Raw genomic sequence first — 24339 nt, forward strand, 5'->3', positions numbered from 1 at the left:
CGGGCGCTTACCGCACCCGGCCTCCACTGTGAGGGCCCTCGATGGCCGCCGCGAACGACGCTGCGCCGGCTTCCGCTCACAGTGACCTCAATTCACACGGACCTCAATTCACCTTGGCCTTGACCACGGCGTAGACCTGCTCGGTCAGCGTCCCCGCCTCGGCGAGCAGCCCTTCCAGTTCCTCCAGCCGCTCGTCGGCGAAGGCCCGGTCCTCCAGCCCCTTGGCGTTGATGTAGACGTTGAGGGCGGCGCTGCGCAGCCCCGCCTGGGCCGAGAGCACCGCCACGCCCGCGTCCGAGATGACGTTGAGGTTGCCCTTGTCGGCGGTGATCGCGGCGAGGTCGATCACCGCGCGGCAGGCCCGGCAGCAGGCGAGCGGCACGTCGGTGGCGGTCTTCAGCGCCGCCTGGATCTTCTCCGCGCGGGCCGCCTTCTCCTCGTCGGTGGCCTTCGGCGCCCCGTAGGCGGCCATCACCGCGTCGAAGGCGGCGACATCCTCGGCGATCATGCCGGTGAGCACCACCCGCAGGCCCTCGGAGCGGGCGAGCACGTCCTTCAGCTCGGCCTCGACCTCGGCGTACTTCTTCTTGCCGATGGTCAGGTTGCAGACCATCGACACCAGCGCGGCGCCCATCGCGCCGGAGATCGCCGCCGCGCCGCCGCCGCCGGGGGTCGGGGCGGCGCTCGCCAGTTCCGTCAGGAACGTCTGGATCGTGCCGTTCTCGGGAGACGTCTCGCTCATCGGTCCCTCACGCCATCTCTTTGGCGAGCGCGTAGATCTCCTCGGCGTCGAACACCCGCTCGGCGCTCTCGAACAGCTTGCCGATGCAGGCCCGGTGCAGCTTGAGCTTGAGCCCGCCGATGCCGAGCGCCCCGAAGGCGCGCGTGCCGTGGCGTTCCTTGCCCTTGTCCATCGCCTCGATGCCGCCGATGCCGGTCGGGGGCTGGGCGTTGTAGTCGGCGACGTATCCGACCGCCGCGTCCTCGGCCCAGGCCGATTCCGGCAGCAGCTCGACGCCGATCGCGCCGGCGCTGAACACGATGTTCTTGCCCTTCACCAGCGCGATGCGGGAGGCGGCGTCCGGGGTCGCGGCGGCGGCGACCTCGACCTTGAAGCGGCGGTTGATCGCGTCGGCGGCGGCCTGCGTCTTGTCGAGCGCCCGGCCGGCGATCGTCACCTGCGCGCCCTCGCCCGCCAGGAACGCGGCCGAGCGCATGCCGACCGGGCCGGTGCCCGCCAGCACCACGGCGGTCTGACCCTTCAGCGAGCCCGCCGCCTTGGCGACCAGCGCCACGCCCGCGGCGGCGGTGGTGTTCGAGCCGTTCGAGTCGAGCATGCACGAGACGCGGAAGGGGCCGAAGAAGCGCTTCTTCACCGCCTCGAAGACCGCCTCGCCCTCGGCCATGCTGCCGCCGCCGACGAAGATCGCGGTCGACTTCTTCTCCGAGCCGCCGCGGGTGTAGATCGTCCCATCGACCAGCGCGCCGACGTTGTCCGGGTTGACCCCGCCGTAGCCGGTGATGCGGTCGGCGCCGCCGTCGTAGCCGACCACCGTGTCGAACACGCTCGGCATCGCGTCGGTGTCGAACTGGAACAGCAGTTTTTTCATTGTTTCGGACCTCTCCCTCGCGCCCCGGAGGCGCTGGCATGATCTAGTGTGGAGCGAGGCGGCTCTCCTCTCCCTTGCGGGGAGGAGGTGGAGGTGGGGGTGGTGCCGGATCGAGCGGTGCGGTCCCGTCTGAACCACCCCCACCCCTACCCCTCCCCACAGGGGGGAGGGGAACGCCCCCGCCCGCTGCGGCGCAGCTACCCCTCCACGACGTTCTGCGGCTTGCCCGCCACGAACGCCTCGACGTTGTCGACGAGCTGGTCGGCCAGGATCTGCATCGCCTCCTTGCTCGCCCAGGCCACGTGCGGGGTGACGATCAGGTTCGGCAGGTCGGCCTCGCACAGGATGTTGCCGTCCTTGGGCGGCTCCTGCATCACCACGTCGAAGCCGGCGCCGGCGATGGTCCCGTCCTTGAGCGCCTGGAGCAGCGCCGCCTCGTCCACCAGCCCGCCGCGGGCGGTGTTGATGAGGATGGCGCTCTTCTTCATCTTCGCGAGCTGCTCGGCCCCGATCATGCCCTTGGTCTCGGGCGTCAGCGGCGCGTGGAGCGTGATGACGTCGGACTGCGTCAGGATCGTCTCGAAATCGACGAGGCCCTCCTGCGGGAACACGTCGTAGGCGATCACCGTCATGCCGAGCGCCTCGGCCCGCTTGGCGATCGACTTGCCGAGCGCCCCGTAGCCGACGATGCCCAGCGTCGAGCCGGCGATGTCGTAGATCGGGTAGTCGAAGTAGCAGAACTGCGTGGACTTCGCCCAGTCGCCGCGCCGCACCGAGTTGGCGTAGGGCACGATCGCCCGCCGCAGCGCGAACATCAGCCCGACCACGTGCTCGGGCACGGTGTTGAAGGCGTAGTTGCGGATGTTGACGACGGTGATGCCCTGCGCCTTGGCGGCCGCCTTGTCGACCACGTCGGTGCCGGTGGCGGCCACCGCGATCAGCTTGAGATCGGGCAGTTGCTTCAAGGTCTCGGCGCGCATCGGCACCTTGTTGATCAGCGCGATCTCGGCGCCCTTCAGCCGCGCGACCGTGTCCTCCGGCGTCCAAGTGGACTCGTGCTCGACGTACTCGTGCGGGAAGTTGAACGGCCGGACCGTCGCGTCGAGGGACTCGCGGTCCAGGAACACGATCTTCTTCGACATGGCGCCCTCCTCGGATCCCGTCGGGGCGGCGATTCCCCGGGTCGTTTCTTCTCGTCACGGCCGGCGGGAACGGCAAGCCGTCCCCGCCGCTCCGGGATCACGCCTTGTGGAGGGGATTCTCGCGCAGGTAGCTCGACGCGGCGGCCACGCCCGAGCCGGGGGTCAGCGCGACGCCGCAATCGATCAGCGCCATCTCCGCGCCGGCGATGGCGCCGAGCAGCGACAGCTCGTTCAGGTCGCCGAGATGGCCGATGCGGAACACCTTGCCCGCGACTTTCGACAGGCCGGTCCCGAGCGAGAGGTTGTAGCGCTCGAAGGCGTGGGTGATGACCTTGGCGGCGTCGATGCCCTCGGGCACGACGATCGCCGTCACCGTGTCGGAGTACCACTTCGGCTCCTTGGCGCAGGGCTTGAGGCCCCAGGCCGCCACCGCCTGCCGGGTCGCCTCGGCGAGCACGTGGTGGCGGTGGTAGATGTTCTCCATCCCCTCCTCCCGCATCACCGCGAGCGCCTCGCGCAGGCCGTAGAGCAGCGGCAGGGCCGGCGTGTAGGGGAAGTAGCCGCCGGCATTGGCGCCGAGCTGGTCCTTCCAGGCGAAGTAGGCGTGGCCGAGCCGGTCGTTGCGGCCGGTCCCGCCCCCGGGGCCGCCCTCGGCGATCTTCAGCGCCTTCGGGCTGATGCAGATCAGGCCGAGGCCGGCGGGCAGCATGAAGCCCTTCTGCGAGCCGGCCACCGCGCAGTCGACGCGCCATTCGTCCATCTTGAACGGCAGCGAGCCGATCGACGAGATGCCGTCCACGAACAGCAGCGCCGGGTGATTGGCCGCGTCGAGCGCCTTGCGCACCGCGCCGACATCGCTGGTGACGCCGGTGGCGGTCTCGTTGTGGACCACCATCACCGCCTTGATCCTGTGGTCCGTGTCGGCGCGCAACGCCTCCTCGATCCGCTGCGGGTCGGCGCCCGTGCCCCACTCCTCGTCCTGGACGATGACTTCGAGGCCGAGCCGCTGGGCCATGTCGACCCAGAGGTGGCTGAACTGGCCGAAGCGGGCGGCGAGCACGGTGTCGCCGCGGCAGAGGGTGTTGGTCAGCGCCGATTCCCAGATGCCGGTGCCCGAGGACGGGAACAGGATCACCGTGCCCTCGGTCGAGCCGAACACCATCTTGGCGTCCTGGAACAGCGGCTTGGCCAGCTCGGGGAACGACGGCGAGCGGTGGTCCTCGGACTGCACCGCCATGGCGCGGATGATCCGGTCCGGCATGGTGGTCGGGCCGGGGATGAAGAGGTGGTTGCGACCGGGGCGCCGGGTTGCGGCCATGGTGTTTCCTCCGAATGCGGTGCTGCGCGCGGGCGTGATGTCCGGCGCCGGGTCTTACGCGCGTCGCGTCGGGGCGAGCCCGGGTTGCGGGCCGCGCGATAGGCTCCAGCCGCTGCCGTGGACCGGCGGGCGCTGCGGAGCGGCAGGCGGCCTCGCGCCGCTCGCGTCGCGGCTCGCCTCGGGCGGGCCGGTCGCCTCCGAATTGCCGTTCCATCCATGCGGCGGACGGTTCGTCCTCGCCGCTGCCCTTTCCGCGCTCGCCCGGCCACCGGCCCGAGACTGGCCCGGTGGATCGCATGTATTATGGGATGGCGAAGCTGCGAAGGAAAACCGGAAATTCTTCGGGATCGCGGGAAAAAAATTTGCGCTGCGGCGCAGCGCCCGGGCCCGTTCCTCGGGATGTTTCCGAGAGCCGCCCGGAGCCCCGCTCCCGGCCGCGTCATCAAACTGAGATGGGATCGCGCTCTGGATCCCGGCGTGACAGCCGGGAGGGGGCCGTGGCGGAGGACGACGAGAGGCCGATCCGGGTCCGGACCCTGTTCCTGTCCGACCTGCATCTCGGCACCCGCGGCTGCCAGGCCGCGCTGCTGCTCGACTTCCTGCGGGACTACGACGCCGACACGCTCTACCTCGTGGGCGACATCGTCGACGGCTGGCAGCTCAAGTCGGGCTGGTACTGGCCGCAGGCCCACAACGACGTGGTCCAGAAGCTCCTGCGCAAGGTCCGCAAGGGCGCCCGCATCGTCTACCTGCCGGGCAACCACGACGAGTTCCTGCGCGACTACGTCGGCACCACCTTCGGCGGGATCGAGATCGCCGAGACCGCCCTGCACGAGACGGCGGACGGGCGGCGCTACCTCGTGATCCACGGCGACCAGTTCGACATGGTGGTGCGCCACTCGCCCTGGCTCGCCCATCTCGGCGACGGCGCCTACACGCTCGCGCTGTCCCTCAACACCCTGCTCAACCGGGCGCGGCGCCGGCTCGGCCTCGCCTACTGGTCGCTCTCGGCCTGGGCGAAGCTGCGGGTGAAGAACGCGGTCAGCTACATCGGCCGCTTCGAGACGATCCTGGCCGACGAGGCCCGCCGCCAGGAGGCGGACGGGGTGATCTGCGGCCACATCCACCACGCCGCCGACCGGATGATCGGCGACCTGCGCTACCTCAACACCGGCGACTGGGTGGAATCCTGCACGGGCATCGTCGAGCACTACGACGGGCGCCTCGAAGTGCTGCACTACCCCGCCCTCCTGCGCGCCCGGCAGGCGCCGGAGCCGGTGCCCGCGGCGGCGCCCGGCCGGAGAGCGGTGGCGTGAGGCTGCTCGTCGCCAGCGACGCGTGGCACCCGCAGGTCAACGGCGTCGTGCGCTCGCTGGAGGAGATGATCCGGCGCGCCCCCGAGCACGGTTTCGCGGCGCGCCTGCTGACCCCGTCCGACTTCCGCTCCGTGCCGATGCCGGGCTACCCCGAGATCCGCCTCGCCTGCCCGACGCCGCACCGGCTGTCGGCGCGCTGGGCGGAGGCCGCCCCGAGCCACGTCCACGTCGCCACCGAGGGGCCGGTGGGGCTCGCCGCGCGCCGCCGCTGCCTCGCGGCCGGCCTGCCCTTCACCACGAGCTACCACACGCGCTTCCCAGAGTACCTCGCCGCCCGCGCCCCCGTGCCGGAGGCGTGGTCCTACGCGTATCTCCGCCGCTTCCACGCCGCCGCCCACGGCACGATGGTCAGCACCGCCTCGCTCCAGGCCGACCTCGCGGCCCGCGGCTTCGCCAACCTGCTGCGCTGGACGCGGGGCGTCGACACCGACCTGTTCCGCCCGGCCGGGCCCGGGGCGCGCCCGCCCCCGGACCTCGCCGGGCTGGCGGGGCCGCTGTTCCTGACGGTCGGGCGGCTGGCGGTGGAGAAGAACCTCGCCGCCTTCCTCGCCCTCGACCTGCCGGGGACCAAGGTCGTGGTCGGCGACGGGCCGGACCGGGCGCGGCTCCGGGCGCTGGCGCCGGGCGCCCGCTTCCTCGGCACCCGCACCGGCGCGGAACTCGCCGCCCTCTACGCCGCCTGCGACGTCTTCGTGTTCCCGAGCCTCACCGACACGTTCGGCATCGTCATGCTGGAGGCGCTGGCCAGCGGCCTGCCGGTGGCCGCCTTCCCCGTCCCCGGCCCCCGCGACGTGATCGGGCCCCGGGTCGGGGTGCTCGACGCCGACCTGCGCGCCGCGGCGCTCGCGGCCCTGGGGCTGTCCCGGGCGGCGTGCCGGGCGGAGGCGCTCGCGCGAAGTTGGGACGAGAGTGCCCGGCAGTTCTTCGGCAACATCCGCGCGGTGCGCGCCCCGCCGGGGAAAGCCGCCGCCTGAGCGGGTGACGGGCCGCGCCGGAGATGCCAGGACGGCGCGATGCCGCCGTTCGATCCCGCCCTCGCGAACACCTACCCCGTCGCCATCGGCTGCGACGAGGTCGGCCGCGGCGCCCTGTGCGGACCGGTGGTGGTGGCCGCGATCTGGTTCGATCCCGCCGCCCTGCCCCCCGCCCTGCTCGCCGCCCTCGACGACAGCAAGCGGGTGCCGGAGCCGGAGCGGGCGCGGCTGGCGCCGCTGATCCGGACCCATGCCCGCGTCGCCGTGGCGGCGGGCTCGCGGGCGCTGATCGACCGGATCAACATCCGCGCCGCCACGCTCGACGCCATGGCCCGCGCGGTCGCCCGGCTCGGCCTCGACGCCCCCGTCCTCGTCGACGGCCGCGACGCCCTGCCCGGGCTCCCGGGCCGGGCGGTGGTCGGCGGCGACCGGCTGGTGCCGCAGATCGCCGCCGCCTCGATCGTCGCCAAGGTGGTGCGCGACGGGCTGATGCGCCGGCTGGCGCCCCGGCACCCGGGCTACGGCTGGGAGCGCAACGTCGGCTACGGCACGCCCCTCCACCGGGCCGGCCTGAGCGAGCGGGGCCGCAGCCCGCACCACCGGCTGAGCTTCACCCGCGGGTTCGGGTAGGGCCGCGCCGAGGCGGCTCGCCGGGGCGGACGGTGGGCCTCTCCTCCCCCTTGTGGGAAGGAGCCGGAGGTGGGGGTGGTGCAGGAGGCACCGGATCGCTCGATCCTGAACCACCCCCACCCCTACCCCTCCCCACAAGGGGGAGGGAAAGCGCTTGCGCCCGACTGCTCCAGCACGCCCGAACCTCAGAACAGCGCCAACTGCCCCCCCGGCCTGCGGAAATCCGCGGTGTTCAGCGCGAGCCGCCCGAAGCCGAACCCCAGCCGGCGCCCGGCGAGCCGGACCCGCTCGCCGAGCAGCGCGGCGTAGGCGCCCTCGCCGCGGAAGCGGTGGCCGAAGCGGGAATCGTTCTCGCGCCCGCCCCGGGCGCCGGCGAGCAGCGCGAAGGCGCGGGCCTTCTTCTCGGGATAGTGCGCGTCGAACCAGTCGGCCACGAGGTCGGCGACCTCGCCGGGCAGGCGCAGCAGGGCGTGGCCGATCCGGCTGGCGCCGTGCGCCCGGGCCCGGGCGAGCAGCCCCTCGATCTCGTGGTCGGTCAGCCCCGGGATGATCGGCGAGAGGTTGACCATCACCGGCACGCCGGCCTCGGCCAGCGCCCGCATCGCCGCCAGCCGCCGGTCGGGACGCGGCGCGCGGGGGTCAAGGCGGCGGGCGAGCGCGGGGTCGAGGGTCGGCAGCGAGACCGACACCAGCACGAGGTCGCGCGCCGCCATCTCACGGAGGAGATCGAGGTCGCGCAGGATCAGGTCGGACTTGGTGGTGATCGACACCGGGTGGCGCGCCTCGGCCAGCACCTCCAGCACCGCGCGGGTGAGGCGGTGTGTCCGCTCGATCGGCTGGTAGGGGTCGGTGGCGGTGCCGATCGCGATCGGCGCCGGCCGATAGCCCGGCGCGGCGAGTTCCCGGGCGAGCAGCCGCGCCGCGTCGGGCTTGGTGAACAGCCGCGACTCGAAGTCGAGCCCCGGCGACAGGCCGAGCCACGCGTGGGTGGGCCGCGCGTAGCAGTAGATGCAGCCGTGCTCGCAGCCGCGATAGGGGTTGAGCGAGCGGTCGAACGGGATGTCCGGAGAGGTGTTGCGGGCGATGATCCGGGCGGAGCGCTCCGGCCGCACCTCCGTGCGCAGGGGCGCGGGGTCGTCGGCGCTCCAGCCGTCGTCGAAGGCGACGCGCCGGGCCGGCTCGTACCGGCCGGTCGGGTTGGCGGTCGCGCCCCGCCCGCGCCGGGCCCCGGGCGCCGGGGTGCTGGCCGCGAGCCGCGCGCCCGTCGGGGCCGCCCCCGCATCCTCCGCCGTGTCGCCCATCATCGCCGCCCGTCGCCGCGCCGCCCGTATAGCCTAAGGAACATAACGCGAACACAACGGACGTAAACGCCTCAATTTCAGGCAAAGACCCCGTCAGGTTCGCGCGGCGGCAGCAGAAGCCGGGCGAGGTCCGGTCCGGCGGTTTACGGCATCGCAGAATCGTCTATGCGCTGCGGGATGCTCTCCGCCGTGACCTTCCTGGCCGATCCGGGCGCCCCGGACGCGATCGACCGGCTGGCCGACACCCTCAGCGCCCTGGTCGCGGGGGTCGCGGCGGGGCTCGTGGGCGACGCGGTGATCGTGGCCCCCCCGGGGGACGCGGAGCTGACCGCGGTGGCCGAGGCCACCGGCGCCACCCTCGCGGCCTACCGGGGCGGCAACCCGTTCGCGGCGGGCGCCGCGCTGGCCCGGCGCGACTGGGTGCTGTGCCTGGAGGCCGGCGACGTCCCCGCCGACGGCTGGATCCGCACCCTCGACCGGTTCGTCGGCACCGCGCGGCCCGGGACGGGCCTGGGCCGCCTGCGCCGGCCGGGGGCGGGGCTGTCGGCCCGCGCCGTCGCCCGGATCGAGGCCCGATTCGGGGCGCGGACGGCGCGGGCCGGCGACGTGGTCCGCCGGGACAACCTGCGGGCGGGGCTGCCCTTCAAGCCACGTCTGAGGGTTCGGCCGCTGATCGCCCGGATCGACCGCGCCTGACGGTTCGCGCGGTTTCGACCGGGAAAAGGCGCGTCGGCGCCGGATCTCCCCCTGGCGGCGCGGCGGAAAGCTGGCACAGTCGCCGGCTACGGAGCTGCGGCGGGGGCGGGCATGGATACCTCGGGCCTGATGGCGCGCAAACCGGTCGCCGACATCGTCGCGTCCGGCGAGGCCGAGGGGCACAGCCTCGCCCGGTCGATGGGACCCCTGTCGATCACCGCCATAGGCATCGGCGCGATCATCGGCGCGGGCATCTTCGTGCTCACCGGCACGGCCGCCGCGCAGTACGCGGGGCCGGGCATCATGCTGTCCTTCGTGCTCGGCGGCATCGCCTGCGCCTTCGTCGGGCTGTGCTACTCGGAGATGGCGGCGCTGATCCCGGTGGCGGGGTCGAGCTACACCTACACCTACGCGACGCTCGGCGAGTTCTTCGCGTGGCTGATCGGCTGGGACCTGATCCTCGAATACGCCATGGGCGCGGCCACCGTGGCGGTCGGCTGGTCCGGCTACGTGGTGAGCATCCTCAAGGACCTCGGGATCCACATCCCGGCGCAGCTCGCCCACGCCCCCGGCACGCCGATCGAGGGGGGCGGCACCGCCCTGTTCAACCTGCCGGCGGTGCTGATCGTCGCCGCCCTGACGCTCCTGCTGGTGCGCGGCACCAAGGAATCGTCCCGGTTCAACAACGTGATGGTGGTGGTCAAGCTCGCGGTCGTGGTGTCGTTCATCGTCATCGGCTGGGGCTACGTGAAGTCCGCCAACTGGAGCCCGCTGATCCCGGAGAACGACGGCACCTTCGGGCATTACGGCTACAGCGGCATCCTGCGCGGGGCCGGGGTGGTGTTCTTCGCCTTCATCGGCTTCGACGCGGTCGCCACCGCCGCCCAGGAGGCCAAGCGGCCGCAGAAGGACTTGCCGATCGGCATCCTCGGCTCGCTGATCATCTGCACCGTCCTCTACGTGCTGGTCGCCGCGGTGCTCACCGGGCTCGTGCCCTACAAGGAGCTGAACGTCCCCGACCCGATCGCCATGGGCGTCGACGTGATCGGCCTCGGCTGGTTCGGGGCGGTGATCAAGCTCGGGGCGATCACCGGGCTCACCACCGTGATCCTCGTCCTGCTCTACGGCCAGAGCCGGATCTTCTACACCATGGCCACCGACGGCCTGCTGCCGCGGCTGTTCGCGCAGGTGCACCCGACCTACCAGACCCCCTACCGCAGCCAGATGCTGATCGGGGCCTGCGTGGCGCTGGTCGCCGCGCTGGTGCCGATCAACGTCCTCGGCGAGATGGTCAGCATCGGCACGCTCGCCGCCTTCTGCCTCGTCTGCGGGGCGGTGATCTATCTGCGCCGCACCGATGCCGGGCTGAAGCGGCCGTTCCGGGCCCCGGCCGTGCCGGTCGTGCCGATCCTCGGCATCCTGTTCTGCCTCGCCCTGATGGCCGGCCTGCCGCTCGACACGTGGCTGCGGCTGGTGATCTGGATGGCGATCGGCCTCGTGGTCTACTTCGCCTACGGCCGCCGCCACTCGGTGCTGCGCCGCAAGACCGGCACCGCGACCTGATTTTTTGTGGGGTTCGCTCCACCGGTTCCGGCCCTCTCCCCTCTGCGGGAGAGGGTGGCCCCCGAAGGGGGTCGGGTGAGGGGAGCGGCGGTTCCGAATGAGGCGTGCGGCCCACACCGAACCGCCAGTCCTGACCCCGCGCTCCCCCCTCCCGACCCGGCCTGACGGCCGGCCCACCCTCCCCCCACGGATCTCGGGCCTGCCCGAGATCCGCACGGCGGCCCAAATCGGGCAAGCCCGATCTGGGTGGGGGAAGGGAGAGCCGCGGCGGCCGGTGTGAGAAGACTGCTCACCCCCCGCCGCGCCGCAGGTGCTCGTCGAGCCGCGGCAGGATCTCCACGAAGTTGCAGGGGCGGTGGCGGTAGTCGAGCTGCTGGGCCAGGATCCCGTCCCAGGCGTCACGGCAGGCGCCGGGGGAGCCCGGCAGGGCGAACACGTAGGTCGCCCGCGCCACCCCGGCGGTGGCGCGCGATTGCAGGGTCGAGGTGCCGATCTTGTCGTAGGAGATGCGGTGGAACACCGCCGAGAAGCCGTCCATGCGCTTCTCGAACAGCGGCTCCAGCGCCTCCGGCGTCACGTCGCGGCCGGTGAAGCCGGTGCCGCCGGTGGTGATCACCACGTCGATCCCGGAATCGCCGAGCCAGCCCTCCACCCGCGCGCGGATCGCGGGCACGTCGTCGGGGACGATGGCGCGGTCGGCGAGCCGGTGGCCGGCCTCGGTCAGGCGCTGGACCAGGGTGTCGCCGGAGCGGTCGTCGGCGAGCCGGCGCGTGTCGGAGACTGTCAGTACCGCGATCCCGAGGGGGATGAAGCGGCGGGCATCCGGGGATTCGCTTCTGGGTTCGTCGGCCATGGCGGGAACGCGCTCCTGTCGCGCCGGGATATGGGACGGCCGGGCATCGCTGTCGCCCCCGGACATGCGCCCCCGGACATGGCGTATCGCCCCCACCCGCGTTCCGCGCCGGGGACATGGCCCAAGAAACCGACAGGGGACGCGGGATGCCGCGGGGACCCTGATTGTGACACACGCGGAAGCTGGCCCCCGCGGCATCCCGTGGCCGACGCCCCCCGTCACCGGGACCGCCGGCCATCTTGTCGTCGCGGCGTCTTCCAGCCCGTCCGGTCTGCGTCTGCATCCGTGCGGTCGCTGACAGGGCGCTCTCTGGGTCTGACCCCAACCGCGCCCCCGGAACCCGCGTTGCCGCTGTGGCCTTCCAGCCCGGTCCGCGCTCGTATTGGCGCGGGACCCGCAGTCTTACCTTCGGCCCGACCCAGGCGGGGGTCCGGGCGCGGCTGATTTGGCGCCGCGCCGGGCGGTCTGCCGCCCTTCTCCTGCCCCCGTCCGAGTGCGTGCCCGTACCGGACGCGCCGCCCGGGTGGCCGGCCGACTGAGAGCCGAACCCCGCGGGTACCGCCCCGCCGCCCAAACCCGCGCTCAGTCCAGCGCGGATCCCTGCTGGACACCTTCGGGATCGCTCCCTCGGCGCCGGGCGGCAGGTGCGGGAAAATACGAACGAAAAAGGAACATTGTCAAGAGAAATCGCATCCGCCGCCGTCGGCACGTCGGGCCCGGCGCGGCGATTCCCGATTGTCTCGCGCGCCGGAAACCGACACAGGGGGCACGGTTCCCGGGGGGACTAAGGAGCGGACAGGCGTGGCAGCGGGCGTCGCCGTGGGGCGGGACGGGTGGCTGTACTGGGTCGGGCGCGGCGACGAGCTGACCGCGCTCTACGCCGATTCGGCCGCCTCGCGCCGGCTGCTCGACCGCTGGGCGGGGCTGGTGGAGCGGCGGGTGCGCCGGCTCGACCGGCTCGGAGCCGCTTACGTCCACGCGGTGGTGCCGGAGAAGATCGCGGTCCACGGCGAGGATCTCGACCGGCCGTTCCCCGGCCTCGACGACCCGCCGGGCGCGCGGCTGACCCGGCGGCTGGCGGCGCGCGGCGCCGGCACGGCGGTCGACCTGCTGGCGCCCCTGCGCGCCGGCCGGGCGGACGGGCCGGTCTACCTGCGCACCGACACGCACTGGAACCACCGCGGCTACCGGATCGCCTACGAGGCCCTGTGCGCCGCGCTCGGGACCGCGCCGGCGCCGGGGGTGCTGGCCGGCCGGACGGAGCCGGCGCGCTTCGTGTTCGACCTCGGCGGCAAGCTCGTCCCGCCGGTGGAGGAGGCCTACGACGCCTACGACTTCCCCCGCAGCGCCCGCCGGGTCGAGGCCAACGCCCTCGTCACCCTGCGCGAGACCGGGCGGGTGGCCGGCCGCGCCGGCTTCTTCGTCGGCTCGCGGGTGGTGCTGCGCAACGACGCCGCCGCCGATCCGCGGCGCGTCGTGCTGTTCGGCGATTCCTACGTGTTCGACCAAGGGCCGCGGCTGACCGCGATGCTGGCCGAGAGCTTCTCCGAACTCCACGCGATCTGGTCGGCCAACATCGACTGGGCCTACGTCGAGCGGGTGAAGCCCGACCTCGTGATCTACGAGATCGCCGAGCGGTTCCTGCGCCGCCTGCCGGGCGACCGGCTGCGCACCGACGCCTTCGCCGCCGCCCGGGTGCGGCGCGAGACGCGGCCGAACCTCCTCGACCGGCTGCGCGGGCTCGTCGGCCGCTGAGGCCTCCCGCCCCTACCGGTAGTCGGTCGGCACCAGCCCGTAGCGGCCGATCTTGTCGTAGAGGGTCTTGCGCGGGGTGCCGAGCGCCTCGGCGGCGAGGCGCACGTCGCCGCCCGCCACGATCAGCTCGTCGCGGATCAGGTCGCGCTCGAAGCGCTCGACCCGCTCGGCGAGGCTCGGGGTCGGGCCGGCCTCCGCCGCCCGGTCCTCGGGGGGGAAGCCGAGCGCGCAGCGCTCGGCGAAGTGGCCGAGCTCGCGCACGTTGCCCGGCCACTCGTGGCGCTGGAGATGGTCGCGCACCGGCGGCGTCATCGGCGGCGGCTCGCGGCCGAACCGGGCGGCGGCGCGGGCGAGGAAGTGCTGGAACAGGAGCGTCACGTCCTCGCGCCGGTCGCGCAGCGGCGGGATCGCCACCGCGATGACGTTGAGCCGGTGGTAGAGGTCGTCGCGGAACGTGCCCTGCGCGGCGGCCTGCCCGAGATCGACCTTGGTGGCGGCCACCACCCGCATGTCGACGGCGCGGATCTCGTTGGTGCCGAGCGGCTCCACCGAGCGCTCCTGGAGGACGCGCAGGAGCTTGACCTGGATCGGCAGCGGCATGCTCTCGATCTCGTCGAGGAACAGCGTGCCCCCCTGCGCGTGCTCGATCCGGCCGATCCGCCGCTTGAGCGCGCCGGTGAAGGCGCCGGCCTCGTGGCCGAACAGCTCGCTCTCGACCACGCTGTCGGGCAGCGCGCCGCAATTCATCGCCACGAAGTTGCGCTCGGCGCGCCGGCTCCAGCGGTGCAGCGCGCTCGCCACCACCTCCTTGCCGGAGCCGGTCTCGCCGAGCACCAGCACGTCCACGTCGGCCGCCGCCACGTCGCGCACGAGGCGGCGCAGCCGGACGATCTCGGGGGAGACGCCGAGGAAGGCCGGGTCCTCGTCGAGCGCCGCGTCGAGGCGGGCGCGCAGGCGCCGGTTGTCGAGGACCAGCCGCCGCCGCTCCAGGGCGCGGCGCACCGAGGCGATCAGCGCGTCGGCCGGGTAGGGCTTGGCCAGGAAGTCGACGGCGCCCCCGCGCAGGGCCGCCACCGCCATCGAGATGTCGCCGTGCCCGGTGATCAGGATCACCGGCAGGTCGGGGTCGACCCGGTGCAGCCGCTCCAGCAGGGCGCGGCCGTCGAGGCCGGGCAGGCGCACGTCGCTGACCACCACCCCCGGCGGCGCCGCCAGCACCGCCGCGAGCGCCGATTCCGCGTCCGCGAAGGTGTCCACCGTGAGCCCGTCGAGTTCCAGGCTCTGCCGGTTGGCGCGGCGGACATCCTCCTCGTCGTCCACGAAGACGACGCGCTCCGATCCGTCCCCGCTCATGACCGTCGCCTCATGGCCGTCTCCTCATGCCGTCGCCTCCGCCGCCTCGGCCCGGGCGCCGGGGCCCGGCGCCCGCACCAGATCCATCCGGAACACGGTGCCGCCGCCGGGGGCGTCGGCCACCGACAGCGTCCCGCCGCACTCCTCGACGATGCCCCGGCTGATCGCGAGCCCGAGGCCCAGCCCGTCCGCCTTGGTGGTGAAGAACGGGTCGAAGATCTGGCCGCGCACCGCCTCCGGGATGCCCGGCCCGTCGTCCCGCACCGCGATCCCGACGCGCTCGCCCTCGGACGCCACGCTCACCGCGACCCGGCGCACGGGCCGCCCGGCGACCGCGTCGAGGGCGTTCTGGAGGAGGTTGACGAGCACCTGCTCCAGGCGCGCGCCGTCGCCGATCACCGCGAGGTCGGGCGCGGCCTCGACGGCGAGGGGGGTGCCGTCGGCCTCCGCCCGGGCCGCCACCACTTCGAGGACGCCGCGCAGCAGCGCGTCCACCGCCACCGGCTCCCGGCGGCCGGACGCCCGGCGGGCGAAGCCCTTGAGCTGCCGGGTCAGGGCGCCGATCCGGTCGGTGAGCCGGCCGATCGCCGCGACGTTCTCGGCCGCGTCTGCCACCCGGCCCCGGGCCACCAGCACGCCGGTGTTGTCGGCGTAGGAGCGGATCGCGGCGAGCGGCTGGTTGATCTCGTGGGCCATGCTCGCGGCGAACTGCCCCAGCGCCGCCAGCCGCCCGGCCTGGGCGAGCTCCCGCCCCAGCCGCTCGCGCTCGGCCTCCGAGCGGCGGCGCTCGGCGATCTCGTCGCGCAGGCGGGCGTTGGCGGCGCTGAGCGCCCGGGTGCGCTCCCCGACCCGCGCCTCCAGCTCCGCGCCCCGGGCAGCGGCCTCCCGGAGCCGGGCCCGGGTGCGGGCGCGGCGCCCGAGCCAGACCGCGAGGCCGAGCCCGGCGAGGCCGGTGGCGAGCACGGCGATCGCCCGCGCCTGGTCGCGCTCGCGCGCCACCGCGCCGGTGATCGGGGTGAGGCTGTGGATCCGCCAGTCGGTCCCGGCGACGGGGGCCTCGCGCAGCAGGGCGAGCCGGGCCGGCTCGGCACCGCGGCCGACCCGCACGAGGCCGTCCGCGGCGGGAAACAGCGGCATCGCGGCGAGCGGCGCGTCGCCGAATTCGAGGTCCGCCCGGATCCGGGCCTGCGCGTCCGGCTCGATCGGCCGGAGCGTCCGGAACCGCCACGCGGGATCGCTCGCCACCAGCACGATCCCGCGGGGATCGGTGACGAACAGCGCCTCGCCCGCCGCCCGCCAGGCCGCCTCGACCGCGTCGAACTCGATCTTCACGACGACCACGCCCGCCCGGTCGCCGATCCGCCGGGCGAGGTAGAGGCCGGGCCGGCCGCTCACCGTGCCGAGCGCGAACTGCGCGCCGGAGCCGGTCGCGAGCGCGTCCCGGAAATACGGGCGGAAGGCGTAGTTGCGGCCGACGAAGCTGCCGTCCGCGCCCGCGTTGCTCGCCGCCACCGTCAGGCCGTCCGGCCGGATCACGTAGATCACCGCGGCCCCGGTCGCCCCCGCGATCGCGGCGAGCCGGGCGCCGACCCGGTCGGCGAGCCCCGGCTCGGCCCCGGTTCCGGCCTTGAGCAGGGCGGCGATCTCGGGATCCGAGGCGAGCGCGAGCGGCAGGGCGCTCTGGCGCTGCATCTCGGCGCGCAGCGCCCCGGCCTGGATCGTCAGGGTGAACCGGGCCTGCCGGTCGAGGTCGGCGAGCGCCGAGCGCTCCGCCCGCCGCCCGGCGAGCCACGCGACGGCGAGCATCACCGCGAGCCCGAGGGCGACCGCGAGGACGCGCCCGTACCGGGGCGGAAACCGCCGGCCGGCGGGGGCGCTCACCGGCGCGGATCCGGTGCGGAACCCCGGACAGGTTCCGGGGCGCGGGTGCGGGATCCCGGAACAGGGGCTCCGGGCGGCTCGGGCCGATCGAGAAAAATCACTGTGCTCACAGAGGTTTAAAAAAATGTTCCCGGGCGTCCCGGCCTGGCACGCGGGTTGCCATTCCATCCGCGTAACGCAGTCCCGCCACCCAGGCATGACTGCCGCCCTCGGGGCCAAAAGCAAGAGCGACGGAGGCCCCGGCCGGGGTCAACCGATGCGTCCCGTCAACCCAACCGGAGGAGATGCCGTCATGGCCGCCGTCCCGCTACCCCTCACCGCGCCGCACCCGCCGGCCAAGCCCAAGCCGTTCTACCGCACGCTCTACTTCCAGGTGCTTGTCGCCGTGGCGGTCGGCATCCTGCTCGGCCACTTCTACCCGCAGCTCGGCGCCGAGCTGAAGCCGCTCGGCGACGCCTTCATCAAGCTCGTCAAGATGATCATCGCGCCGGTGATCTTCCTCACCGTCGTCTCCGGCATCGCCGGCATGACCAACCTGGAGAAGGTCGGCCGGGTCGGCGGCAAGGCGCTGATCTACTTCCTCACCTTCTCGACGCTCGCCCTCATCGTCGGGCTGGTCGTCGCCAACGTGCTCCAGCCGGGCAACGGCCTGCACATCGATCCGAAGTCGCTCGATCCGAAGGCGGTCGCCCTCTACGCCGACAAGGCGAAGACCCAGTCGATCACCGACTTCCTGATGAACATCATCCCCTCGACGGCGGTCGGCGCCTTCGCGGGCGGCGAGATCCTCCAGGTGCTGTTCTTCTCGGTGCTGTTCGGCTTCGGCCTCGCCTTCCTCGGCGAGCGCGGCAAGCCGGTGCTCGACATCATCAAGGTGCTGTCGGAAGCCATCTTCGGCGTCGTCAACATCATCATGAAGGTCGCCCCGATCGGCGCCTTCGGCGCGATGGCCTTCACCATCGGCAAGTACGGCATCAGCTCGCTCGCCAACCTCGCCTACCTCGTCGGCGCGTTCTACCTGACCTCGGCGATCTTCGTGTTCGTCGTGCTCGGCGCGGTGGCCCGCTACAACGGCTTCTCGATCATCCGGCTGATCCGGTACATCAAGGAGGAGCTGCTGCTCGTGCTCGGCACCTCGTCCTCCGAGTCGGCGCTGCCCTCGCTGCTGGAGAAGATGGAGCGGGCCGGCTGCTCGAAGCCCGTCGTCGGCCTCGTCGTGCCCACCGGCTACTCGTTCAACCTCGACGGCACCAACATCTACATGACGATGGCGGCGCTGTTCATCGCCCAGGCCACCGACACCCCGCTGAGCCTCGGCGAGCAGGCGCTGCTGCTGCTCGTGGCGATGCTCTCCTCGAAGGGCGCGGCCGGCGTCACCGGCTCGGGCTTCATCACGCTGGCCGCGACGCTCGCGGTGGTGCCCTCCGTGCCGGTGGTCGGCATGGCGCTGATCCTCGGCATCGACCGGTTCATGTCGGAGTGCCGGGCGCTCACCAACTTCGTCGGCAACGCGGTGGCCTGCATCGTCGTCGCCCGCTGGGAGGGCGAGGTCGACGAGGCCAAGCTCGCCGCGACGCTCGGCACCAAGGCGGCCCCGGCCGCGCCGGCCCTCCAGCCGGCCGAGTGATCCGCGCCCCGGCCGCCATCCCCACCGGGACGGCGGCCGGCTCGGGAGCCCGCGCAGGGACGAAGCCGCCCCGGACCCCCGGGGCGGCTTTTTTGCTGTTCTTAGGTGGTGCCGACGGTGTGGGGGCGACGGCTCGGTGGCGAGGACCCGGGGTCGGGTCAGGCCGCGCAGAGCAGCGCGTCGTCCCGCGCCGCGAGCACCGGCCGGCTGTAGAGGTGGAAGCCGACGAGCCGGGTCGCCCGCTCCGCCGCCTCGGCGTCGAAGCCCGGCGGCACCTCGCGCTCGAGCTGCACCGAGCCGACGTAGTCCCAGGCCGCGCCGTCGATGAAGCCGGGGATCGGCTGATCCTGCCGCACGGCGCAGAGCTGCGCGGCGTCGCGAACCTTCGTGAACAGGTTGTAGGTGAGACGCGCGCACATATGCCCCTCCGATCGCCTGGAGCGTGTCGCAAACGCAACGGTCAAGATTAAATCCCACCGTCGGCGAATGGTCAAGCTTCGTCGTGCGCCGCCGGCGGGGCCGCGCGATCAGGGTAACGGATTCGTGTGCGGCGGCCGGGCGTCAGGGCTGCTTCTGGGCCGGCCGCTGCGTCGGCGGGGCCGCCTGATCGGTCTGGGGCTCGGTCTGGGTGGCGCTGGGCTTCGTCGGAGTGTTGTTCTCCGCCTTCTTGTCGTCGCAGGCGGCGAGGCCGAGGGTCAGGAGCCCGAGGAGGGCGAGGCGGTTCAGGACGGGCATGGAAGCGTGTTGGGGGGCGTGCATCGGGAGATCCTCCGCTGACGGTCCGCGCCGCCGGAGAACGTGCCCGCGCCGCGCGCCGTTCCTGGCCGGCCCCTGGCCTGACCTTTTGGCCGGACCCTGGCCGGACGCCTCCTCAGAGGCCGCGATAGCCCCGATACCAGTCGACGAACCGGCCGATGCCCTCGGCGATCGGCGTGTCGGGCCGGAACCCGACCGCGCGGGCGAGGTCGTCGATGTCGGCGTAGGTCTCGGGGGCGTCGCCCGGCTGCATCGGCAGGTCCTCGCGCAACACCTCCCGGCCGAGCGCCGCTTCGAGCGTCCGCACGAGGTCGAGCAGGGCCACGGGGCGGTTGTTGCCGATGTTGTAGACCCGCCAGGGCGCCCGGCTGCGGGCGGCGTCCGGGATCTCGCCCGACCAGTCCGGGTCGGGGGCGGCCGGGTGGTCGAGCAGCCGCACCACCGCCTCGACCACGTCGTCGACGTAGGTGAAGTCGCGCCGCATCGCCCCGCCGTTGAACAGCCGGATCGGCCGGCCGGCGAGGATCGCCTCGGTGAACAGCCAGACCGCCATGTCGGGCCGCCCCCACGGGCCGTAGACCGTGAAGAAGCGCAGGCCCGTGGTCGGCAGCCCGAACAGGTGGCTGTAGGAATGGGCCATCAGCTCGTTGGCCTTCTTCGAGGCCGCGTAGAGGCTGAGCGGGTGGTCGACCGTGTCCGTGGTCCGGAACGGCAGCCGGGTGTTGGCGCCGTAGACCGACGAGGAGGAGGCGTAGAGCAGGTGCCCGCAGCCCCCGTGCCGGCAGCCCTCCAGCACGTTGATGAAGCCCTGGAGGTTGGAATCGACGTAGGCGTGCGGGTCGACCAGCGAGTGGCGCACCCCGGGCTGGGCGGCGAGGTGGATCACGCCGGCGAACCGCTCGCGGGCGAAGAGATCGGCGGTGGCCGCGCGGTCGGCCAGATCCAGCGCGACGATCCGCAGGGCGTCCGAGGCGGGCAGGGCCGCGAGCCGGGCCCGCTTCAGCGCCGGGTCGTAGTAGGGCGTCAGGGTGTCGACGCCGACCACCCGGCGGCCGGCATCGAGGAGCCGGCGGACGGTGTGGAAGCCGATGAAGCCCGCCGCGCCGGTGACGAGGACCGGCCGATCGCGCATCGCGTCCGGAATGGCGCCATCCCCCGAGGATCGTGCCGGGCGAATCCGCGGCCCGGCCGCTATACCACGGCGCCCCGGAACCGGGAGCCCGGCATGCGGGCGGTCGATCGTGCGGGCGCCCCGGTCGGAACTAATCTGTGTTAGTCGCAAGACCGCCGGCGTGGGCTAGGCTTTGCAACCCGACGGCTGCACGGGGTCCGCATGGACAACCCGCTCACGCGCAAGCTCCAGACCTACGTCCGCCTCACCGGCGCGGACACCGACCGGCTGGCCGATGCCCTCGGGCCCGCCCGGCGGATCGGCGCGCGCATCGACATCGTGGCCGAGGGCGACGACCCGCGCGCCGTCAACGTCGTCCTCGACGGCTGGGCCGGCCGCTACAAGCAGTTCGCCGACGGCCGGCGGCAGATCGTCTCGCTGCTCCTGCCGGGCGACACCTGCGACCCGAACATCTTCCTCCTGGAGCGGATGGACCATGCCATCATCGCCCTGACCCCCGTCACCCTGGCCCAGATTTCCGGCCGGACCATGCAGGACCTGAGGTCGCGCAGCGAGACGCTGGAGGAGGCCTTCCACCGCGAGATGCTGGCGGTGGCCGCGATCCAGCGGGAATGGACGGTGAGCCTCGGGCGGCGCTCGGCGCTCGAACGGCTCGCCCACCTGCTCTGCGAGCTGCACCTGCGGCAGGCGACGATCGGCCTCGCGGACGGCCCCTCCTGCCCGATGCCGCTGACCCAGCCCGACCTCGCCGACGCGCTGGGCCAGACCAGCGTGCACATCAACCGGACCTTGCAGGACCTGCGCCGCGCCGGGCTGGTCGCGCTCCGGAGCCGCCGCCTGACCCTCCTCGACCCGGACCGGTTGTGGAGCCTCGCGCAGTTCGATCCGACCTACCTGCATCACACGCGCGATCACGCGGGGGCCGGGGTCCGGCCGCGCGAGGCCGATCCGGCCGCCGCGAGGCCGGCCGTCCGGCTCTGACCCGGCGGCGCCCGGACCCGGGACCCGGGACGGGGCGCCCGCGGTTGGCCTCGGGACCGCGCGGGCCGGGCCCGCGCCCACGACACCCGAGGATGGCGCCATGGCGCAGCAGATACCGGTCGATCCCGCGGCGCGGGCGGACGACCCGGCGTCCGACGCCGCCCGCGACGACGCCGTGCACGAGATCGCGCCGGACTTCGCCTACCGGCGGCTCGCCCTCGTCAACGTGGTGTTCGTCGGCGCGCCCGGCGCCGGCGACCGCGGCTTCACGCTGATCGACGCCGGCATCCCCGGCACGATGGGGCTGATCCGGGCCGCCGCCGAGGCGCGGTTCGGCGCCGGCGCCCGCCCGGCGGCGATCGTGCTGACCCACGGCCATTTCGACCATGTCGGCGTGCTGGAGGATCTGGCGGCGGAATGGGACGCGCCGGTCTACGCGCACGCCCTGGAGCGGCCCTACCTCGACGGCAGCGCCGCCTACCCCCCGGGCGACCCGGGCGTCGGCGGCGGGGCGATGGCGCTGCTCGCGCCGCTCTACCCGCGCAAGCCGGTCGACGTCTCGGCGCGGCTGCAAACCCTGCCCGAGGACGGGGGCGTGCCGCCTATGCCCGGCTGGCGCTGGATCCACACCCCCGGCCACGCCCCGGGGCACGTCTCGCTCTGGCGCGCGGCCGACCGCAGCCTGATCGCGGGCGACGCCTTCGTCACCACGGCGCAGGAATCGGCCTACGCGGTGGCGGTGCAGGCGCCCGAGATCCACGGGCCGCCGAAGTATTTCACGATCGACTGGGAGGCGGCCCGGGACTCGGTCCGGGCGCTGACGGCGCTGGAGCCCGAGCGGGCGATCACCGGCCACGGCCGGCCTCTCCAGGGGCCGGAGCTGCGGCGCGGCCTGACGGAGCTCGCCCGCGACTTCGACCGCGTGGCGGTGCCGGAGCAGGGCCGCTACGTCGACGCGCCGGCCCGCGCCGCGGACGGCTCGGCGTACCGGGCTCCGTGAGGGGGATCACGTGCGGCATCTCCCCTCTCCCCGCGTGCGGGGAGAGGGCTCCGGCGACCCCGTCGTCGCCGGAGCGAGGCGGCAGCCGAGGGTGAGGGGGCTCTGCCGGAGGAGCCTCATCCGTCGATGCACCCTCACCGCCGCTCCGGCTGCGCCGCCGCTTCCCGCACGGACGACGAGGTCCGTGCGGGCCTCTCCCCGTGCACGGGGAGAGGGGGTCGCGCACCGAAGGGCGTCGCCTCACCCCTTCCCGCGCCCGCCGATGAAGCTCTCCACCGCCGCGCGGTGCTCGGGCGTCGCGGTGACCACCGCGTAGTGCGAGGAGATCAGGTCGAGGTTGGTGCGCAGGTCGGCCCGCATCCCCTGCTGGACCGCCCGCTTGATCAGGCTCAGCGTCAGCGCCGGGGCGCGGGCGATGCGGCGGGCGAGGCGGTCCACCTCCGGCATCAGCGCCGCGTCGTCGTGGACGCTGTTGACGAGGCCGATGCGCAGGGCCTCCTCGGCGTCGACGAAGTCGCCGGTGAAGAACAGTTCCAGCGCCTTCGACACGCCGACGAGCCGGGGCAGGAAATGCGCGCCGCCGGCACCCGGCACGAGGCCGACGCGGACGTAGGTCTCGGCGAAGCGGGCGCTGCGGGCGGCGTAGCGCAGGTCGCACATCAGGGCGAGGTCGAGCCCGGCGCCGGTCGCGACCCCGTTCAGCGCGGCGATCACCGGCTTGTCGAGATCCTCCAGCGTCAGCGGGATGCGCTGGATGCGGTTGAACAGCTCGGCCTTGCGCTGCTGCGGCGGCTGTTCGAGGCGCTCGCCCATCTCGACGATGTCGCCGCCGCTGCAGAAGGCCGAGCCCGCTCCCGTCACCACCACCACCCGCACCGCGTCGTCGGTCCGGCAGCGCTGGAGCGCCGCATTCCAGGCGTCGATCATCGGGAAGGTGAAGGCGTTCTTCCGCTCCGGCCGGTTGAGGGTGATGGTCGCCACCCCCTCCGAGACGGAGAACAGCAAGTCGTCCTGATCCTGACTCACGGGACCTTGGCTGACGGGATCCTGGCTCACGGGGCGGTCTCCAGCGGGGCGGTGGCGGCGCGCTCGGCCGGCGGCGGCACGGGCGGCGCCTCCGTCAGGGCGGCGATGGCGGCTCGGTCGAGGCCGGCCTCGGCCAGCACCTCGGCGGTGTGCTCCCCGTGCCGGGGGGCGTGGCGGCGGATGCGGAAGCGGCTGCCGCTGAAGTTCGCCGGCCGGCGCATGGTGCGGTAGCGGCCCTCGCTCGGGTGCTCCGCCTCGCCCCAGAACCCCACCGCCTTGAGGTGCGGGTCCTCGGGCAGGTCCTCCAGCCCCAGCACCGGCATGCACGGGATGCTGACCGAGTCGCAGAACGCCACCCAGTCCGCGGTCGTGCGCTTGACCGCCTCCTCCTCGACCAGCGCGTAGAGGATCTCGATGTTCTGCACCCGCACGGCGAGCGGGGCGAAGCGGGGGTCGTCCACGAAGTCCAGCCGGCCGGTGTGGACGAAGAAGTCGCGCCAGTTCCGGTCCGAGTAGGGCAGGATGCAGGCGTAGCCGTCCCGGGTGCGGTAGGGCTTGCGCCGGGGGCTGAGCACCCGGTTGAAGCCCGGCGGCCCGAGCGGCGGCGCGAAGGCGTAGCCGACCATGTGCTCGACGAAGTTGAACTCCACCATCGTCTCGAACATCGGCACCTCGACCGCCTGCCCCCCGCCGCCGGAGCGGCGCTGGTAGAGGGCGGCGAGGATGGCGCAAGCGATGGCCTGCCCCGCGATCTTGTCGCACAGCACGGTCGGCAGGTAGGCCGGCGCCCCGTCGGCGGCGCTGCGCAGGGCGGCGAGGCCGGAGCCCGCCTGGATCAGGTCGTCGTAGGCCGCCTTGTGGGCGTAGGGGCCGTCTGCGCCGAAGCCGTAGGCGCCGCAATAGACGATCCCCGGGTTCAGGCCCCGCACCCGCTCGTAGGCGTAGCCGAGGCGGGCAACCGCGTCCGGGCGCATGGCGTGGACGAACACGTCGGCGCCCGCGATCAGCCGGTCGAGGGCGGCGCGGGCCTCCGCGCGCTTCAGGTCGAGGCGGACGCTCCGCTTGTTGCGGTTGAGGTGCAGGAAGTTGCCGCCCATGCCGGGCCCACGCGCCGGCCGGTAGTGCCGGAAGGAATCGCCCTCCGGCGCCTCGACCTTGATCACGTCGGCGCCGAGATCGGCGAGCATGTGGGTGGCGGTCGGCCCCATGATGACGTTGGTCAGGTCGATCACCCGCACCCCCGCCAGCGGGCCGGCGCTGGCGAACGCGGTGGTTTGATCCTGGGCTTCTGCCTGCACGCGGATACTCCCTCTCACGCGGTCTCGGGTCGATCGATCCGGCTGACGGCGGGTTGCCCCTCTCCCC

The 24339-nt window shown here is 73.4% G+C and carries 22 protein-coding genes; 9 read left to right on the forward strand and 13 right to left on the reverse strand.

The features are described from left to right. Positions 1–103: 103 nt before the first annotated feature. The 4 genes from fchA to Q8W71_RS02405 all read right to left on the reverse strand — a co-directional run bounded on the left by fchA (position 104) and on the right by Q8W71_RS02405 (position 4070). Positions 104–742 carry a methenyltetrahydrofolate cyclohydrolase gene (gene fchA, locus Q8W71_RS02390; protein ID WP_305523707.1) on the reverse strand — a complete coding sequence of 213 codons (639 nt, stop codon included), beginning with the start codon at positions 740–742 and terminating at the stop codon, positions 104–106. Positions 743–749: 7 nt separating this feature from the next. Then, positions 750–1610, reverse strand: a complete 861-nt coding sequence (locus Q8W71_RS02395; protein ID WP_305523708.1) for an NADP-dependent methylenetetrahydromethanopterin/methylenetetrahydrofolate dehydrogenase — start codon at positions 1608–1610, stop codon at positions 750–752. A 197-nt stretch (positions 1611–1807) separates the two neighbouring features. Then, positions 1808–2752, reverse strand: a complete 945-nt coding sequence (locus tag Q8W71_RS02400; protein ID WP_305523709.1) for a D-2-hydroxyacid dehydrogenase — start codon at positions 2750–2752, stop codon at positions 1808–1810. A 97-nt stretch (positions 2753–2849) separates the two neighbouring features. Further along, entirely contained in the window at positions 2850–4070 is a 1221-nt protein-coding gene (locus Q8W71_RS02405) for an aminotransferase class V-fold PLP-dependent enzyme (protein ID WP_305523710.1), read from the reverse strand. A 497-nt stretch (positions 4071–4567) separates the two neighbouring features. Here Q8W71_RS02405 and Q8W71_RS02410 point away from each other — a divergent pair, with 497 nt between their 5' ends. From Q8W71_RS02410 to Q8W71_RS02420, 3 genes are read left to right on the forward strand one after another with little or no spacing between them, the layout of a single operon-like run. Continuing rightward, the gene (locus Q8W71_RS02410) at positions 4568–5386 is read left to right on the forward strand and encodes a UDP-2,3-diacylglucosamine diphosphatase (RefSeq protein WP_305523711.1); all 819 of its coding nucleotides are present in this window, start codon (positions 4568–4570) and stop codon (positions 5384–5386) included. After that, positions 5383–6420: a glycosyltransferase family 4 protein gene (locus Q8W71_RS02415; RefSeq protein ID WP_305523712.1), complete on the forward strand. Its 1038-nt coding sequence runs from the start codon at positions 5383–5385 to the stop codon at positions 6418–6420. The genes Q8W71_RS02410 and Q8W71_RS02415 overlap by 4 nt, the downstream gene beginning before the upstream one ends. A gap of 39 nt (positions 6421–6459) precedes the next feature. After that, positions 6460–7050: a ribonuclease HII gene (locus Q8W71_RS02420; protein WP_305523713.1), complete on the forward strand. Its 591-nt coding sequence runs from the start codon at positions 6460–6462 to the stop codon at positions 7048–7050. Between the two features lie 185 nt (positions 7051–7235). Here the strand turns inward: Q8W71_RS02420 and Q8W71_RS02425 are convergent, their stop codons facing one another. Then, complete coding sequence (locus Q8W71_RS02425; RefSeq protein WP_305523854.1) at positions 7236–8351, reverse strand: PA0069 family radical SAM protein; 1116 nt, start codon at positions 8349–8351, stop codon at positions 7236–7238. A gap of 177 nt (positions 8352–8528) precedes the next feature. Between Q8W71_RS02425 and Q8W71_RS02430 the strand changes: the two genes are divergently transcribed. Then, positions 8529–9047, forward strand: a complete 519-nt coding sequence (locus Q8W71_RS02430) for a hypothetical protein (protein ID WP_305523714.1) — start codon at positions 8529–8531, stop codon at positions 9045–9047. 111 nt (positions 9048–9158) lie between these two features. Continuing rightward, the gene (locus Q8W71_RS02435; RefSeq protein WP_305523715.1) at positions 9159–10610 is read left to right on the forward strand and encodes an amino acid permease; all 1452 of its coding nucleotides are present in this window, start codon (positions 9159–9161) and stop codon (positions 10608–10610) included. A 289-nt stretch (positions 10611–10899) separates the two neighbouring features. Here the strand turns inward: Q8W71_RS02435 and moaB are convergent, their stop codons facing one another. Then, positions 10900–11463 (reverse strand): molybdenum cofactor biosynthesis protein B, encoded by a 564-nt coding sequence (gene moaB, locus Q8W71_RS02440; protein ID WP_305523716.1) that lies wholly within the window; start codon positions 11461–11463, stop codon positions 10900–10902. A gap of 801 nt (positions 11464–12264) precedes the next feature. Between moaB and Q8W71_RS02445 the strand changes: the two genes are divergently transcribed. Further along, positions 12265–13218, forward strand: a complete 954-nt coding sequence (locus Q8W71_RS02445; protein ID WP_305523717.1) for an alginate O-acetyltransferase AlgX-related protein — start codon at positions 12265–12267, stop codon at positions 13216–13218. 12 nt (positions 13219–13230) lie between these two features. On the opposite strand, the gene Q8W71_RS02450 is transcribed toward Q8W71_RS02445, so the two are convergent. Beyond that, positions 13231–14571, reverse strand: a complete 1341-nt coding sequence (locus Q8W71_RS02450; protein ID WP_305523718.1) for a sigma-54-dependent transcriptional regulator — start codon at positions 14569–14571, stop codon at positions 13231–13233. Positions 14572–14595: 24 nt separating this feature from the next. Continuing rightward, the gene (locus Q8W71_RS02455; protein WP_305523719.1) at positions 14596–16452 is read right to left on the reverse strand and encodes a sensor histidine kinase; all 1857 of its coding nucleotides are present in this window, start codon (positions 16450–16452) and stop codon (positions 14596–14598) included. 292 nt (positions 16453–16744) lie between these two features. Between Q8W71_RS02455 and Q8W71_RS02460 the strand changes: the two genes are divergently transcribed. After that, positions 16745–18079 carry a dicarboxylate/amino acid:cation symporter gene (locus Q8W71_RS02460; RefSeq protein WP_305523720.1) on the forward strand — a complete coding sequence of 445 codons (1335 nt, stop codon included), beginning with the start codon at positions 16745–16747 and terminating at the stop codon, positions 18077–18079. Between the two features lie 158 nt (positions 18080–18237). On the opposite strand, the gene Q8W71_RS02465 is transcribed toward Q8W71_RS02460, so the two are convergent. The 3 genes from Q8W71_RS02465 to Q8W71_RS02475 form a co-directional block, all read right to left on the reverse strand. Then, complete coding sequence (locus Q8W71_RS02465) at positions 18238–18498, reverse strand: hypothetical protein (protein WP_305523721.1); 261 nt, start codon at positions 18496–18498, stop codon at positions 18238–18240. 142 nt (positions 18499–18640) lie between these two features. Further along, complete coding sequence (locus Q8W71_RS02470; protein ID WP_305523722.1) at positions 18641–18838, reverse strand: hypothetical protein; 198 nt, start codon at positions 18836–18838, stop codon at positions 18641–18643. Positions 18839–18950: 112 nt separating this feature from the next. Next, positions 18951–19967, reverse strand: coding sequence for an NAD-dependent epimerase (locus tag Q8W71_RS02475; protein ID WP_305523723.1), 1017 nt, complete (start codon positions 19965–19967; stop codon positions 18951–18953). Positions 19968–20168: 201 nt separating this feature from the next. Between Q8W71_RS02475 and Q8W71_RS02480 the strand changes: the two genes are divergently transcribed. Both Q8W71_RS02480 and Q8W71_RS02485 read left to right on the forward strand, forming a co-directional pair. Beyond that, positions 20169–20948, forward strand: a complete 780-nt coding sequence (locus tag Q8W71_RS02480; RefSeq protein ID WP_305523724.1) for a Crp/Fnr family transcriptional regulator — start codon at positions 20169–20171, stop codon at positions 20946–20948. Between the two features lie 100 nt (positions 20949–21048). Then, entirely contained in the window at positions 21049–21948 is a 900-nt protein-coding gene (locus tag Q8W71_RS02485; protein WP_305523725.1) for an MBL fold metallo-hydrolase, read from the forward strand. Between the two features lie 240 nt (positions 21949–22188). Here Q8W71_RS02485 and Q8W71_RS02490 read toward each other — a convergent pair whose 3' ends face one another. Together Q8W71_RS02490 and Q8W71_RS02495 are read right to left on the reverse strand one after the other, a co-directional pair. Next, on the reverse strand, positions 22189–23004 hold the full coding sequence (locus Q8W71_RS02490; RefSeq protein WP_305523726.1) for an enoyl-CoA hydratase/isomerase family protein: 816 nt from the start codon (positions 23002–23004) through the stop codon (positions 22189–22191). Further along, the gene (locus Q8W71_RS02495) at positions 23001–24272 is read right to left on the reverse strand and encodes a CaiB/BaiF CoA transferase family protein (RefSeq protein WP_305523727.1); all 1272 of its coding nucleotides are present in this window, start codon (positions 24270–24272) and stop codon (positions 23001–23003) included. The genes Q8W71_RS02490 and Q8W71_RS02495 overlap by 4 nt, the downstream gene beginning before the upstream one ends. Positions 24273–24339 lie beyond the last annotated feature (67 nt).

Source organism: Methylobacterium amylolyticum (assembly GCF_030700245.1).
Taxonomy (GTDB): domain Bacteria; phylum Pseudomonadota; class Alphaproteobacteria; order Rhizobiales; family Beijerinckiaceae; genus Methylobacterium.